A 14372-nucleotide genomic window follows, 5' to 3' on the forward strand; every position below is an offset into this window, starting at 1 on the left:
ATATCGAGTGCTGTCGGCCTTTGTGTAGGCCCTCTCCTGCCATGTCGGACAAGGACCCTGGTGTGGCTTGCATCACTCCGTGACGGTGTCACTTTGCGTTACTATCCAAAGACTCAACGGAGCCCCAGACGGACCACGCGAGGCCCAGCCCCCCCTCCCCGGGCATGTTTCCCAACGATGACGATTGCTTATCGATTTCGGGGGGCGCTCTTGATAGGGTCCGCAGCGCATGACCTCCGTGGAAGGCGCCAACGGTTCTGGATCTCCCCCGATGCCCCCGGCGCCGCCGGCCGGCCCCCCCGGCGCGGGTGGCTTCCGGGTTCCGGTCTCGATCGAAGAAGAGATGAAGTCGTCGTTCATGGACTACGCCATGAGCGTCATCGTCTCGCGGGCTCTGCCCGACATTCGAGACGGCCTCAAGCCGGTCCACCGCCGCATCCTTTACACGCAGCACACGATGAACAACGTGTGGAACCGGCCGTACATCAAGTGCGCGCGCGTGGTCGGCGAAGTGCTCGGTAAGTTTCACCCCCACGGTGACGCCGCCGCCTACGACGCGCTCGTGCGCCTCGCGCAGGAATTCTCGATGCGCTACCCGCTCATCGACGGCCAGGGCAACTTCGGTTCGATCGACGGCGACCCCCCGGCGGCTTACCGGTACACCGAGTGCCGCATGGAGAAGATCGGCCAGGAGCTCCTGTCCGACATCGACAAGGAAACGGTCGACTTCCAGCCGAACTACGACGACAAAGAGGTCGAACCCACCGTTCTTCCCACCCGCATCCCCAACCTGCTGGTCAACGGCGCTTCGGGCATCGCGGTGGGCATGGCCACGAACATCCCGCCCCACAACCTACGCGAGATCATCTCTGCCACGATCGCGATGGTGAAGAACCCCGACATGGGGTGGGAAGACCTGCTCGAGCACGTGCCTGCGCCCGATTTCCCCACGGGAGGCTTCATCTGCGGCCGGGCGGGCGTGCGTCGGGCCTACAGCACCGGGCGTGGCAGCGTCGTGATGCGCGCGCGCACGAACGTCGAAGAGCACCCCAAAACGGGCCGCAAGACGATCGTGGCCACCGAGATTCCCTATCAGGTGAACAAAGCCCGGCTCATCGAGAAAATCGCCGAGCTGGTGCGCGAGAAGAAGATCGAAGGCATCTCGGACATTCGCGACGAATCCGATCGCGAAGGCATGCGGATCGTGATCGAGCTCAAGCGCGACGCGGTCTCCGAAGTGGTGCTGAACAATCTCTACAAGATGACGCCGATGCAGGAGAGCTTCGGCGTGAACATGGTGGCGATCGTGGATGGTCGCCCCGAGATGGTGACGCTCAAGCAGTGCTTGCAGCACTTCATCCAGCACCGCCGCGAGGTGGTCACCCGACGCACGGCCTACGAGCTGGCGAAGGCCCGCGACCGCATGCACATCCTGCAGGGCCTCAAGATCGCCGTCGACAACATCGACGAGGTGATCCGGATCATCCGCAGCTCGCGCGACACCGAATCGGCGCGCGCTTCCTTGATGGGCACCTTTGGCCTGTCCCAGAGGCAGTCGCAGGCGATCTTGGATATGCGCCTCGCCAAGCTGACCGGCCTCGAGATCGAGGCTTTGGAGGCCGAGATGCGTGAGGTGGCCGCGCTCATCGCGCGCCTCGAGTCCATCTTGGCCAGTGACAAAGTGCTCATGGACGTGGTCGTGGCCGAGCTCGAAGAGGTGCGCACGCTCTACGGAGACGACCGCCGCACCGAGATTCTCGACGTCGACGAGACCGACATCGACATCGAGGACATGATCGCCGAAGAGGACATGGTGGTCACCGTGACCCACGGCGGATACGTCAAGCGAAACGCCGAGACCGAATACAAGGCGCAACGCCGCGGCGGGCGCGGTGTCAAGGGCGCCACCACGCACGACGAAGACTTCGTGGCGCAGCTCTTCGTGGCGTCCACCCACGATGTGCTCTTGATGTTTACGAACAAGGGCCGCTGCTACTCGAAGAAGATCTGGCAGATCCCGCAAGCCGGCCGCTATGCCAAGGGCAAGGCCTTCGTGAACCTTATTCCCCTGCAAGAGGGGGAACGGGTGGTGGCGCTTCAGCCCGTGCGCGAGTTCTCGGAGGGGGCTTACGTGGCCATGGCCACGCGCAAGGGCGTCATCAAAAAGACCTCGCTGCACGCCTTCTCTGCCATTCGGACCACCGGCATCATCGCCCTGTCCATCGACGACGACGACGATCTCATCGCCGTCCGCATCACCGCGGGCTCGAGCGATTTCCTCATGGGCACACGCAATGGCTGGGCCATTCGCTTCCGCGAGGAGACCGTGCGGCCCATGGGCAGAACCGCGCGCGGCGTGCGGGGCATCAACCTGCGGGACCCGAACGACGAAGTGGTGGGCATGGCGGTGATCCCGCGGGACGGCACCGTGACGCTGCTCACCGTGTGCGAACGCGGGTTCGGCAAGCGCACGCCGACCTCGGACTACCCCACCAAGGGGCGCGGCGGCAAGGGTGTCATCACCATCAAGACCACCGAGCGCAACGGCAAGGTGGTTTCGCTGCGGCTCGTGGGAGACGAAGACGATCTGATGATCATCACCGACGGCGGCAAGCTGATCCGCATGCCGGTGGACGGCGTGCCCACGATTGGCCGCAACACCCAGGGCGTGCGCTTGATTCGTCTCGAGGAGGGCGAAAAGGTGGTGGCCATGGAGCGGCTTGCCGAGGCCGAAGACGACGAAGAGCGTGAGGTCTCTCCCGAGGTGGCAGCGGCGCGGGCCGAGCTCGCGGGGGCTCCTCTAGCGGAAGAGGATCTGGGCGACGAGGCCGAAGCAGACGACGAAGACATCGCCGACGACGAGGGCGAGGACGCGGGCGACGAGGAGTAGCCGTGCGGCATCAACGCGGGAGGACCACCACGTGAAGCGAGACAAGTCCCTGGCCCTGTTCGAGACGGCGCAACAGCTGTTTCCCGGCGGTGTGAACAGCCCCGTGCGGGCCTTCAAGGCGGTGGGCGGCACACCCATTTTCCTGGCGCGCGCTCAGGGGGCCTACGTCTGGGACGCCGACGGGAACCGGTACCTGGATTTTCTGAGCAGCTGGGGGCCCACGATCCTCGGGCACGCGGACCCGGACGTGCACGCGGCCCTCGTCGAAGCCGCCGCCTCGGGCACCACCTTCGGCGCCTCGACCGAGCGGGAGATCTGGCTGGGCGAGGCCATCCGCCAGGCGTTTCCGTCGATGGAGCGCATGCGCTTCGTGTCTTCGGGCACGGAAGCCACGATGTCGGCGCTCAGGCTGGCCCGAGGGTTCACGGGCCGCAGCAAGATCATCAAGACCGAGGGCGCCTATCACGGCCACGCGGACATGCTGCTCGTGTCTGCAGGGTCGGGCGCCGCCACCTTGGGCATTCCCGGTTCGGAGGGGGTCACGGCGGCCGCCGTGGCCGATTCGCTGCTCTGCCCCTTCAACGACGTGGCCGCGCTCGAGGCCCTCTTCAAGGCCAACCCGGGCCAGGTGGCAGCACTCATCCTCGAGCCCATCCCCGGCAACATGGGCCTGGTGCATCCCCGTCCCGGCTACCTGGAGCAGGCACGGAAGCTCTGTGACGAGCACGGGGCTCTGCTCATCTTCGACGAGGTCATCACTGGCTTCCGTGCAGGCCCTGGCGGCGCTCAGGGACGTTTCGGCGTGCGGCCCGACCTCACCTGCCTCGGAAAGATCGTGGGCGGTGGGCTTCCCATGGGGGCCTACGGCGGCCGCACCGACATCATGGGCAAAATCGCGCCGGAGGGGCCCGTGTATCAGGCGGGCACCCTGTCGGGCAACCCCCTGGCGATGGCCGCGGGCCTCGCCGCTCTGAAGAAGCTGACGCCTGCGCTCTACGAGCGGCTCGAGGTGCTGGGCGCCCGGCTGGAAGCCGGCCTCAACGCCGCCATCGAGGCCACCGGCGTGGCGGCCCGGGTGCAACGGCTGGGCTCGGCCTGGACCGTGTTTTTCACCCGCACGGAGGTGGTGGACTTCGCCACGGCCAAAAAGGCGGACGCGGCGAAGTTCGGCCGGTTTTTCCACGGCATGCTGGACAGGGGCGTTTATCTGCCCCCGGCCCAGCTCGAGGCCGGATTCATCTGCGGGGCTCATACAGCAGACGAGATCGACACGTGTATTGCCGCGGCGCAGGAGACCTTCGCCACGTTGGCCTGACCCCCCATCGGGCCCAACCCCGCCTTGGGGGTGGCGTCCGGGCAGTTTGTGGGCTATAGAAGGCCTCCCTTTTCAAGGCAAACCGTACACAGGATTTTCCCATGCCCGCCCCGCTCGCCATCGTCAAAGCGAAATTCGAGAACAAGGACAAGCTGGTCGACCAGATCGTGGCCATGCTCAGCAAGCAGACCGACGAGAACAAGGACGACCTGCGGAAGCGCCTGCTGGGAGCCTCGAACGCCAAGCTCCTGAAGCTCCACGCTGCCTGCAAGACCACCGACGACAAGTTCGGCTCGCACGACAAGCTCGTGGAAGCCACGGCTTCGGCCATGAGCAAGAGCAAGGACAAGGACTTCGTGGCCAAGCTCGGCTCGTTTTCGTCGGCGCGCCTGCTCGACCTCGAGCGCGTGGCCAGCCGTCGGCTCAAGGCCGCGGCTGCCAAAGCCAAAGCCTAAAGGCTGCACGGCGAGGGCCGGCAACGCCGGGCCCCGCCCATCAAGACGAAGAGGCGTCCCCGCAAAAGCGGGAGGGCGCCTTTCTTCGTTTCGAAGCGCGACGTCGCGTGCCGTCGCAAGTGGGGCGTTGGCTCAGGCCTTGCGCACGCGTTCGCGCAGGGTGCGGAAGGCCTCGAAGCTGTCGCACCGCAGGTAGGGGTTTTCGAGCATCTCGCGGCCCATGCTGGACGTGGGCGTGCGGCCATAGTTGTGCCCGGGGTAAACGATGGTCTCCTCGGGAAGGCCCATGAGCCGGTTCAGGCTCTGCCACAGGGCCTCCGTGCTGCCCCCCGGGAAGTCGGTGCGCCCGCAGCCGCTGACGAACAACACGTCTCCCGTGATGACGAAACCGTCCGCGAGGAAGCAGGTGCCACCACGGGTGTGGCCAAAGGTCTCGAGCGCCCGCACGCCGGTGTGCCCGATGGCGATGTCGAGCCGATCGGAGACGAGCGTGATCTCGCGGCAAAGGGGCCGCACTTTTTCGACCTCGTGCGGGTGAACGTACACGCGGGCTCCGGTGGCCGCGACCGTGTCCGCAAGCCCCTCGATGTGGTCGTGATGCGTGTGGGTGATGAGCACGTGCTTGACGTGAACGCCCGTGTCACTCGCCATGCGCAGCAGCCGATCCACCTCGAAGGCCGGATCCACCAGCGCGGCTTCTTTCGTCTGAGGGCAGTAGAGCAGCTCGCAAAAGTTCTGGAGCAGGCCGACCTCCGTCTGCAACACGGAAGGGGCAGGAGGCAAATGAGCGGTATCGGTGGCATGCATGGGGAACCTCTTCGTCTTTATTTCAACTCGACCACGAGCTCGGCCACGCCCAGGTTGTTCGCGGCGTCGTAGGCGCGCACCGCCACCACGTGGGCGCCGCGGGTCAGGTGCGGCACGCGAAAGCTGAAGGCCTCTCGTCGTTGGTCGAGCAGGCCGTCGTTGGGGGACACCGGCTGCCAGGGGCCTCCGTCCACGGAGAACTCGATGTGGGTCAGGGGCGAGGCGGCATCCGAGGCCTCGCCTGTGATCGTGGGCAGGCGCGCTTGCAGGCCGGTGACCGTAGGCCGCGCGTTATCGACGAGGAGCGGCGGCGAGACGAAGGTGGATGACAGCGCTCGATCTTGCGCCACGGAGGGGGCATCCGTGACCTCGATGCGCACCACGTAGCGGCCGTCGGGGACCGTCTCGGTGTTCCAGTCGTACTCGGATTTGGTGAGCGGGGCCTCGGTGGGGCCGAGGGGTCGCCACGCCTCATCCTCTTCGCTTTTGTACGCAAGCTCGTAAGCCAGCTGATCCGCGTCGGGGTTCTCCACCTTCCAGCGGAGCTTGAGCACAGAAGCGTGCTCGCGAACGTCGCTTGCCTTGGGCTCTGCTTCCGCAAGGGAAAGCTCCGTCACCCGGGGACGCGTGTTCTGCGGTTGGTAATGAAGCGCGATCTCGCGCAACACGGCGCCCGGGGGGAGCGAGGTGCGGTACTGCAAATAGCGGCCGGGCGCGCTCGCCATGCGCCCTTCGCCCTCGCTGGCATCAAAGGACGCAGAGGCAAGGGCCGTCCAGGCCTCCCAGGTGTCGTCGGGCTTGGCCGTATTTCCCGCGCGTGTCTCGAAAGGCAGCGCCATCGAAGCGTCGTAGCGCAGCTGTCCCCACTGCGCGGGACGGTTGGCGTCGAACACCTTGGAAAGGTAAAGGGCCGACTTCGGCGACGCAGGCACGGCCCGGAATAGGGCGGCCCCGTCTCCGGTGCCCACCCAGAGCCCCTGCGCGTGCGGCGCGAGCGTAAGCGCCTGCCTTTCAGGCACATCTAGCATCAACACGGCCTGGCCTTCGGCGTCCACGCGGTACACTTTGCCTTCGGTGCCCGCGGCCGCAAACACGTGGCCGTCACCCGCCAGCAGCGCCGTGAAATAGCCGGTATCGAGACTGAGGATCTCCTCGATCGCACCCGAAGGTTCGAGACGGTAAACGGCCCCCTTGCCTTTGGGCGCCCCGGGACGCGGCAACGTGCCCGGGGCCGCGGGTGATTTGCCGCCCGTAACGAGCGGCGTGCCCTTGGCACCCTTGTCGTTGCTGCCGGCGGGCTCGGGCTCGCCTCCCTCGAAACGATTGACCGCGACGTAGAGGTCCTTGCCCACCTTGGCCACGGCCCTGACTTCATCGGCCTCGAAGTCGTGCAGCGCGCGCGCCTGGCCCTCGGCCGTCACGCGGAAGAGGATGGCCTTTTCGGCAGTACCGACCAGCACGGCACCGCGACCATCCGGGACCATCGCGATCACGTGCTGGTCCTGCGCGTCCCACAACGTCTTCGTTTGGCCGCGCGCTTCGATGACCACCACCTTACCGGGGCCTCCCACGCCCGCATACGTCCGCTTGCCTTGCGGGTCATGAACGAGAGCCCACACGTGCGCGCCGTCGAGCTTCGCAAGCACGCTCGTTTTGCCGTCACGCACGCCGACGCGGTAGATCTTCGCACCGGGGGTGGTGGCCACGAGGAGCGTGTCGGCGCTCTCCACCGCCAGGGCTGTCACCCAAGGCTCTGGCAGCTCCGCCACCAAGCGCGCGCTTCCCCCGGAGGTGGGCAGCGCATACACACGGCCCGGATCCCCCGTACCGAAGAAGGCTGTATTGCCATCGAGGGATAGCGCACTGGCCCAGACGAACCCTGCGTCCACGTCGTGGCGTTGCGCCTCGAACCCTGGCTCGACCTGGCCCGGCGGCGCCACGATCGTGCCCTTCGCTTCACCTTCCTCGAAGTGCGCGGGTGTGGTTTGAAGAAAGACCGGGGCGGCAAAAGCCGCGGAATCGCGCACGAAGTGCAGACCTGCAAGGGTCAGAACCACGGCGAAGGCACCAAGAGACGTGTGTCGATTCGGCGTCATTTTCCCCCGGAAGCATACACGTCTGCGTTCACGGGCACGAAATCGGCAGCATGTAGGTGGGCGAATTTTCGAGCCTTTTTAGGCACTTGGCCCAGCGCTCGCACCTAGTTACTCAGTTTTGCACGAGGAGAAACGTGTCGGAAACGCAAGCCAGGTACCTTGAGTCCCAGGTTTGAACACAAAGCCACCAAAGACTTTCTGACCGATGACAAGGAGAAATCACATGCGACGGTTTTTACTACCTGCTGCGCTGCTCGCCGTCATGGTGGGCACGGCCCGCGCAGACGAAGCAGCGCCCGCCTCTGCGGCACTCGATGACGTGAACACCCTGTGGACCTGTTTGGCCGCGTTCCTGGTGTTCTTCATGCAAGCGGGCTTCGCCCTCGTGGAAACCGGCATGACCCGCGCGAAAAACGCGGTGAACATCATCATGAAGAACCTGATGGACTTCTCCATCGGATCGATCGTCTTCTGGGTCGTGGGCTTCGGGCTCATGTTCGGGCTGACGAACGGCTTCTTCGGCACGAACGGCTTCTTCTTCGACCCCACGAACGTGGGCGCGGACGGGAAGACGCTGGCAGAAGCCAAGGGCATCACCGAGTCGTTCGGCTGGGCCTTTTTCATTTTCCAGACGGTGTTTGCGGCCACGGCGGCCACCATCGTGTCGGGCGCGATGGCCGAGCGCACGAAGTTCAAGTCTTACCTTGCGTACACGGTCGCCATCACCGCTATCGTGTATCCCGTCTTCGGCAGCTGGACGTGGGGCGGGCTGTTCTTGGGTAAGGGCTGGCTGGAGAAGCCAGACGGTGGGCTGTTGAGCAGCCTGGGTCTGCCTGCGTTCATCGACTTCGCCGGTTCTACGGTTGTCCACTCCATCGGTGGCTGGGCGGCTTTGGCGGGCGCGATTGTGCTCGGCCCGCGCATCGGGAAGTTCAAGGACGGCAAGTCGATGCCCATGCCCGGACACAACTTGCCCCTCACGGCCTTGGGCGTTTTCATCTTGTGGCTCGGTTGGTTCGGGTTCAACCCCGGTAGCACGACAGCAGTGGGAGGCGGGTCGTTCGCGGTGATCGCGATGACCACCAACATCGCCGCAGCCGGCGGCTCCATCACCGCGATGGTGACAGCTTGGCTCCTCTTCAAGAAGCCGGACGCGTCCTTCACGCTCAACGGCGCACTGGCTGGCCTCGTGGCCATCACGGCTGGTTGCGCAAACCTGTCCGTACCCTACGCTCTGCTCACCGGCCTCATTGCTGGTGTCCTGGTCGTCTTCGCAGCTCTCTTCTTCGAGAAGCTCAAGGTTGACGACCCCGTCGGTGCGGTCTCCGTTCACGGTGTCAACGGCGCTTGGGGCACGCTCGCTACCGGCCTGTTCGCGAAGGAAGGCGGCTTGTTCACGGGCGGCGGCTTCGCTCAGACCTCCACCCAGCTCATCGGCATGCTGGCGGCCTTCGTGTGGTCGTTCGGCGCAAGCTTCCTGCTCTTCAAGGCGGTCAAGGCTGTCATGGGTCTGCGGGTCAGCCCTGAGGAGGAGATCGAGGGTCTCGACGTCACCGAGCACGGCATGGAAGCCTACCCCGAGTTCCCCAGCGCGTCGGGCCACGCCACGATGGTCGTGACCGACGCGAGGGAGGCCTCCGTGGGCTCCTTGGCAAGCAAGCCCGCGCTGGCCGAGTAACGCAGGCAGCGTAGAAACAAGGCGGGGGATCGCTTCGGCGGTCCCCCGTTTTGCGTTTGGGGGGCGTCACAAAACGTGAAACGGGCCCGGTCCTTTCGCATCCAATGCTCCGCCATGACCATGAAACTCTTCTTCGCCCCGGGAGCCTGCTCCCTGTCCCCCCACATCGTGGCCCGCGAGGCCGGCCTGGCTTTCGAGCCGGTCAAGGTAGACCTTCGCAAGAAGGAGACCGCCGACGGACGCGACTTCCGCACGATCAACCCCAAGGGGTACGTGCCCGCCCTGGAGCTGGCCCCCGGCCAGGTGCTGACGGAGGGGCCTGCCATCGTGCAGTACCTGGCCGACCAGGCCCCCGAGGCGGGTTTGGCGCCCGCGGCCGGCAGCTTCGCACGCTACCAACTGATGTCCATGCTGACCTTCGTGGGCACCGAGATCCACAAGCAATTCTCCCCGCTCTTCAACCCTGCGACGCCGGAAGCCACCCGAACCATGGCGCTCGAGCGTTTGTCGGGACGCTACGCGCTCGTGAACCAGGAGCTCGAAGCGGGGCCCTACCTGACGGGGCAAACCTTTAGCGTGGCCGACGCTTATCTCTTTGCGGTGAGCCGCTGGATGCCCATGTTCAAGCTGGACCGAAGCCAATGGCCGGCGCTTGCCGCCTGGTTCGACCGCGTGGCCAGCCGTCCCGCCGTGAAGCAAGCGCTCGAGACCGAGGGGATCACGGCCTGAACCAAACCGCCTGGCACACGACCTAGGGCCCGCGGCGCACAAGCCGAATCACGTGGCGCCCGGGCACGTTCCGTATTATGCCGGTCGGGCGTATGACCACCTCGATGGCTTCCACGTCGCGGGCTCCGACCGGCGCTCCCGCCGCTGCCAAACCGCAGCGGAATCTCTGGGTGCTGGCCCTGTTCATTCTGGGCCCCTTGCTCTTCGGGGCGGTGCTCGTGGGGTTGCGGACCCGCTCGGGCGACATGGCGCTGCGCATTCGCATTACCCGGGCCCTCAACGAGGGGGGCGGCGCACCTGTGGATATGAGCCATCTGCCCGCGTTCACGTGGACGTCGATGCAGGTGTTGCCCCCCCGCGCCCCGGCCGCTGCGCAGCGTTTGGCAGGCCTGCCGTTTTATGCGCGCTGGGTGGTAGGGCTCGAGCGACGGGACGACGTCAGCGTATTGGCGTTCAAGCTCGGCGATGACTTCCGTGCCCACGTGGTGGTGCCGCGCGACAAAGGTGACTTCGTGCCGGCCGCCCGGGCGCAACCCTACACGCACGATGACGCCTTCTTCGAGGTGAAGCGGACGGCCGAGGGCTTTGCGCTTTCGCCTGCGCCCCGCCCCGCCTTGCAAGCCGCCCCGGTGCCCACGCCGTGACCGGGCCGCGCCAGGGGGCCCGGGCGCTCGCCGAGTGGCTGGTCCTGGGCGCGCTCGTGGGGGGCCTCTGTGGGGCAGCTTCGGCCCTCTTTCTATTTCTGCTCGACGAGGCCACGGCGTTGCGCGAGGCCCACCCGGCGATCGTGTACACGCTGCCCGTGGCGGGGCTGGCCATCGGGTGGCTCTACGCGCGCTACGGCAAGTCGATCAGAGCTGGCAACAACCTGGTGATCGACACGATCCACGACGAAGGCCCGCGGCTTCCCGTCCGGATGGCGCCCATGGTGTTGGTGGGTACGGTGCTGACGCATCTATTCGGCGGCAGCGCGGGACGTGAAGGCACGGCCGTGCAAATGGGAGCCAGCCTGGCCGATACCCTTGCGCACAAGCTCTCGCTGCGGCCCAACCTGCGGCGCCATGTGCTGGCGGCCGGCGTGGCCGGCGGCTTCGGCTCGGTGTTCGGCACGCCAATCGCGGGGGTGGTGTTCGGGCTCGAGGTCGTGGTTCTGGGTCAGCTTGCCTACGGAGCCCTTCTGCCGGCGCTCGTGGCGTCGGTCGTGGGGGACATGACCACGCGCGCCCTGGGGATCGTGCACACGCCCTACCCCCTCTTGTCCTACGTGCCGCTGTCGCCGCTGCTGCTCGCAAAATGGGCGGTGTTCGCGGCCGCCGTGGCGCTCACCACGCTGACCTTCATCGAGCTCACGCAGGCGCTCAAGCGCTGGACGGAGCGCCAGTGCCCCTCTTTGCCTGTGCGCATGGCCCTGGGCGGTCTGGCGCTGGTGCTTCTGTGGCAGCTCGTGGGTACGAACGACTATCTGGGGCTCGGCATACCGATGATCGTGAAGGCCTTCAGCGAAACGGGCGTGCCCGACATGGCCTTCTTCTTGAAGCTGATATTCACGGCCCTCACGCTCAGTGTGGGTTTTTTGGGGGGCGAGGTGACGCCGCTTTTCTTCGTGGGCGCTTGTTTGGGCAGCACCTTGGCAGAGCCTTTGGGGTTGCCCCGGCCCCTGGCAGCAGGCGTGGGCCTGGCGGCGGTGTTCGCCGCGGCCTCGAACACCCCCTTGGCGCTGGCGGTGATGGCGGTCGAACTGATGGGCGGCGCAGCCTTTCCCCACGTGGCGATCGTCTGCGTGATGGCCTACCTGCTGACGGGGCACCGCTCGATTTACCCTTCGCAAAGGCTCGTTCATGCGAAGTGGGGCGCACGCCTGCCCACCGTGCGCCGCCTGCGCGACGTGGCGGCAGAGACGAACCCGACCAAGAGCGCGCACGAGGACGTAGAGCCCTCCTGAACTTCAGGAGCCCTGGCACACCGCCTCAGGGTGCGGGAAGGGACGCCTCGGCCGTGGGGGCGCCTTTTCCGGGGCTCTGAATGCGATCGTTGCGCCAGACGTGCAGCTTGGCGTAGCCGTCCCACGCGATGCTGACGAGGTCGAGATCGCCGTCGCCATCCAGATCCACCGCGCGTGCGCCCAGGTGACTCTCTTTGCCCTCGTCCACCACGTGCGGAGCGAACCCGCGCGCGCGCCCGAGGTTGCGCCACACGGTCACACGCTGGGCGCCGCGGTGTTCACCGGTGATCACGTCGAGGTGGCCGTCGGCGTCCATGTCCGCCACGTCGAGCGCGTTGGTGCTGCCCTGAAGCGCGATCGGGGTGCGCGTCCAGGGCCCTTTCGCGGGCTCTTTCGGGTTTCTGAACCAGGATGTGGAGGCCCCCTGCGCCGCGCCGTTTTCCACGGAGACCACCAGATCCGGGCGCGCATCACCGTCGAGATCCGCCAGCACCAAGCGATCGGCCCAACCTTCGACCTCGCCCAGCGGCGCTTTTTGCCAGGGCCCCGCCGTGACCTTGCCCGGGCCCGGGTTGCGCCACCACGCAAGCTCGTTGCCCTTCGGCCCACCGGCCGCCGCCACATCCACCCAACCGTCACCATCGACATCGGCCGCGGCGATCCCGTCTTCGGTGGTTTCATCGCCGGTGATGCGAAACGAGGGCCAGGGCTCCGCGAGGGAGGCGGGCACCTGCAGGGCGAACACCCCTTTGCCGGTGGTGAACACGAGCTCGGGGGAAGGGCCGCGCAAAAGAGGTGCGCGCAGGTAGCCCTGGCTGTTCGTGTGTTCGGTGGGCGTAAAGCCCGCAGCGGCCACGTGCTTGCCGAAACCGCCGGCCTTGGGTTCGAGCCAGTACACCTTGCCCAGCGCCTCACCCACGAGCGGCGGCAACGCCCCGGGGGGCTGGGCGCGTTCGTCCAGGCTCCACATCACGTCGAGCGGCCGCGGCAGCACGGTGCGCTTCCAGGGGCCCCCGAGGTCACCGCCGGGATTTTCGTAGTGCACGCTGCCCGCCACGATGTCGTGCCCCTGGGCGCGCCGCGGGAACGTCAAGCCGAACGCCCGCTCGTCGCGGCTGCCATCGATCTCGAGGTACTGCCACGCGCCGAGGCCATCAGGTCCCTCGTTCATCCACGCCTCCACGGGAGGCCCTTGCCAGTTCGCCCCGGCCACGTCCGGGCGGCCGTTGCCGTCGAAGTCGGCCACACGCACGTTGTGGGATCCGCGCGTGGACAGAACCTGCAGATCGAAGGCTTGTCCGTTTTTGCGGCTGTAGAGGATGCCCACACGCTTCTTCGGCGCCTGCGCCATCTCGGCGAAGACCACGTCGAGGGCGCCATCATCGTTCATGTCCTCGAGCTTGAACGTGTGCACGAAGGCCACGTCCTTGGCGATGACGTGTTCGGTCCACGCCGCATCCCGTGACTTCGGAAACGTGTATGAGGCTTCGTACCAGGCCAAACGCCCTTGGACCTCGGCAGGCGAAAGCAACACATCGAGCCGACCGTCTCGGTTGACGTCGCCCACGGTGACGCCCACGTCCTCCGGCCATCCCGGCGCGATCTCGTGGCGCGCCCAGACCTTGGCGCGCGCGCCCGGGTTGCGCAACCAATAGCCGTTTTGCACGAGGTCGGGACGGCCGTCGCCATCAAGGTCGGCAATCGCCGTGCCGCCGCGGCCCTTCGTCTCGATGGAAAGCTTCTGCCAGCTGTCCGGCTGGTCCTGGAAAAAGATCGTGGTGCGGCCCTGGCGAACGACCACGTCCAGCTTGCCGTCGCCATCCAGATCCGCCACCTCGAGGTCGTGTGCCCAGTCGCCGTTGGCCCCGATCTCGTGACGAAGCCACGTGCCCTTGCCGCCCGGCTTCGTCTCTTTCTGGGGGTTCTCGAACCACAGCACGTTGTTGCCTTTGTCACCGTCTGGCACGAGCACGTCGAGATCGCCATCGCGGTCCACATCGCCAAGCTGCATGTCGGTGGTGAACTCGATCGTGGCCTTCGCGATCTCGTGGCGCACCCAGCGTCCCTTGGCCGCGTCACGCGGGGCCGTGAAAAAGGCCAGGCCGCCCTTGCCGCCCACGACGAGATCCGGGCGACCGTCCCCATCGAGATCACCCACCGCCTTGCAGTCGCCATGAAACTTCGCATCCACCACCACAGAGCGAAAGCGCAGGGGCCCCGCGGGCGGTGGCAAGGGCGTTGCGGCCGCGGCCCCGGCCGTACGGGCCCCTCGCGAGATCACGTCGGCCAGCCGCGTACGGGCCCCGAAGGGGTTGCGCCACAGCACGACCGCGACCACCAACACCACCAAGGTTCCCCCCCCATACAACCTGCGACGCTTCATGAGGGGCGAGGTTAGCAGCCCAGGCCGCAACGGCTGCGTCTGCCATGGGCCGCCTTTATGCGTTAGGTCCCTGGAGA

At 66.4% G+C, this 14372-nt stretch carries 10 protein-coding genes; 7 read left to right on the top strand and 3 right to left on the bottom strand.

Annotation, left to right across the window (positions count from 1 at the left end; all coding sequences use genetic code 11):
* Window positions 1-271: 271 nt before the first annotated feature.
* The 3 genes from gyrA (at window position 272) to KA712_19465 (ending at window position 4660) form a co-directional block, all read left to right on the top strand.
* A complete protein-coding gene (gene gyrA / locus KA712_19455; GenBank protein ID MCG5055146.1) occupies window positions 272-2890 on the top strand; it encodes a DNA gyrase subunit A in 2619 nt (872 codons plus the stop codon).
* Window positions 2891-2921: 31 nt separating this feature from the next.
* Window positions 2922-4205, top strand: coding sequence for a glutamate-1-semialdehyde 2,1-aminomutase (gene hemL, locus KA712_19460; protein ID MCG5055147.1), 1284 nt, complete (start codon window positions 2922-2924; stop codon window positions 4203-4205).
* 101 nt (window positions 4206-4306) lie between these two features.
* Entirely contained in the window at window positions 4307-4660 is a 354-nt protein-coding gene (locus KA712_19465; protein MCG5055148.1) for a hypothetical protein, read from the top strand.
* A 132-nt stretch (window positions 4661-4792) separates the two neighbouring features.
* Here the strand turns inward: KA712_19465 and KA712_19470 are convergent, their stop codons facing one another.
* Both KA712_19470 and KA712_19475 read right to left on the bottom strand, forming a co-directional pair.
* A complete protein-coding gene (locus KA712_19470; protein ID MCG5055149.1) occupies window positions 4793-5467 on the bottom strand; it encodes an MBL fold metallo-hydrolase in 675 nt (224 codons plus the stop codon).
* Window positions 5468-5484: 17 nt separating this feature from the next.
* Window positions 5485-7563 carry a hypothetical protein gene (locus KA712_19475; GenBank protein ID MCG5055150.1) on the bottom strand — a complete coding sequence of 693 codons (2079 nt, stop codon included), beginning with the start codon at window positions 7561-7563 and terminating at the stop codon, window positions 5485-5487.
* Window positions 7564-7825: 262 nt separating this feature from the next.
* Here KA712_19475 and KA712_19480 point away from each other — a divergent pair, with 262 nt between their 5' ends.
* The 4 genes from KA712_19480 (at window position 7826) to KA712_19495 (ending at window position 11912) form a co-directional block, all read left to right on the top strand.
* Window positions 7826-9241 carry an ammonium transporter gene (locus KA712_19480; protein MCG5055151.1) on the top strand — a complete coding sequence of 472 codons (1416 nt, stop codon included), beginning with the start codon at window positions 7826-7828 and terminating at the stop codon, window positions 9239-9241.
* Window positions 9242-9361: 120 nt separating this feature from the next.
* Window positions 9362-9970, top strand: a complete 609-nt coding sequence (gstA, locus tag KA712_19485; GenBank protein MCG5055152.1) for a glutathione transferase GstA — start codon at window positions 9362-9364, stop codon at window positions 9968-9970.
* A 104-nt stretch (window positions 9971-10074) separates the two neighbouring features.
* Complete coding sequence (locus KA712_19490) at window positions 10075-10614, top strand: hypothetical protein (GenBank protein ID MCG5055153.1); 540 nt, start codon at window positions 10075-10077, stop codon at window positions 10612-10614.
* Window positions 10611-11912 carry a chloride channel protein gene (locus tag KA712_19495; GenBank protein ID MCG5055154.1) on the top strand — a complete coding sequence of 434 codons (1302 nt, stop codon included), beginning with the start codon at window positions 10611-10613 and terminating at the stop codon, window positions 11910-11912. Before KA712_19490 ends, KA712_19495 begins: the two co-directional genes overlap by 4 nt.
* Window positions 11913-11937: 25 nt before the next feature.
* Here KA712_19495 and KA712_19500 read toward each other — a convergent pair whose 3' ends face one another.
* Complete coding sequence (locus KA712_19500; protein MCG5055155.1) at window positions 11938-14295, bottom strand: VCBS repeat-containing protein; 2358 nt, start codon at window positions 14293-14295, stop codon at window positions 11938-11940.
* Between the last annotated feature and the right edge of the window lie 77 nt (window positions 14296-14372).

The sequence above is a fragment of the Myxococcales bacterium genome (genome assembly GCA_022184915.1).
GTDB lineage: Bacteria > Myxococcota_A > Polyangia > Fen-1088 > Fen-1088 > JAGTJU01.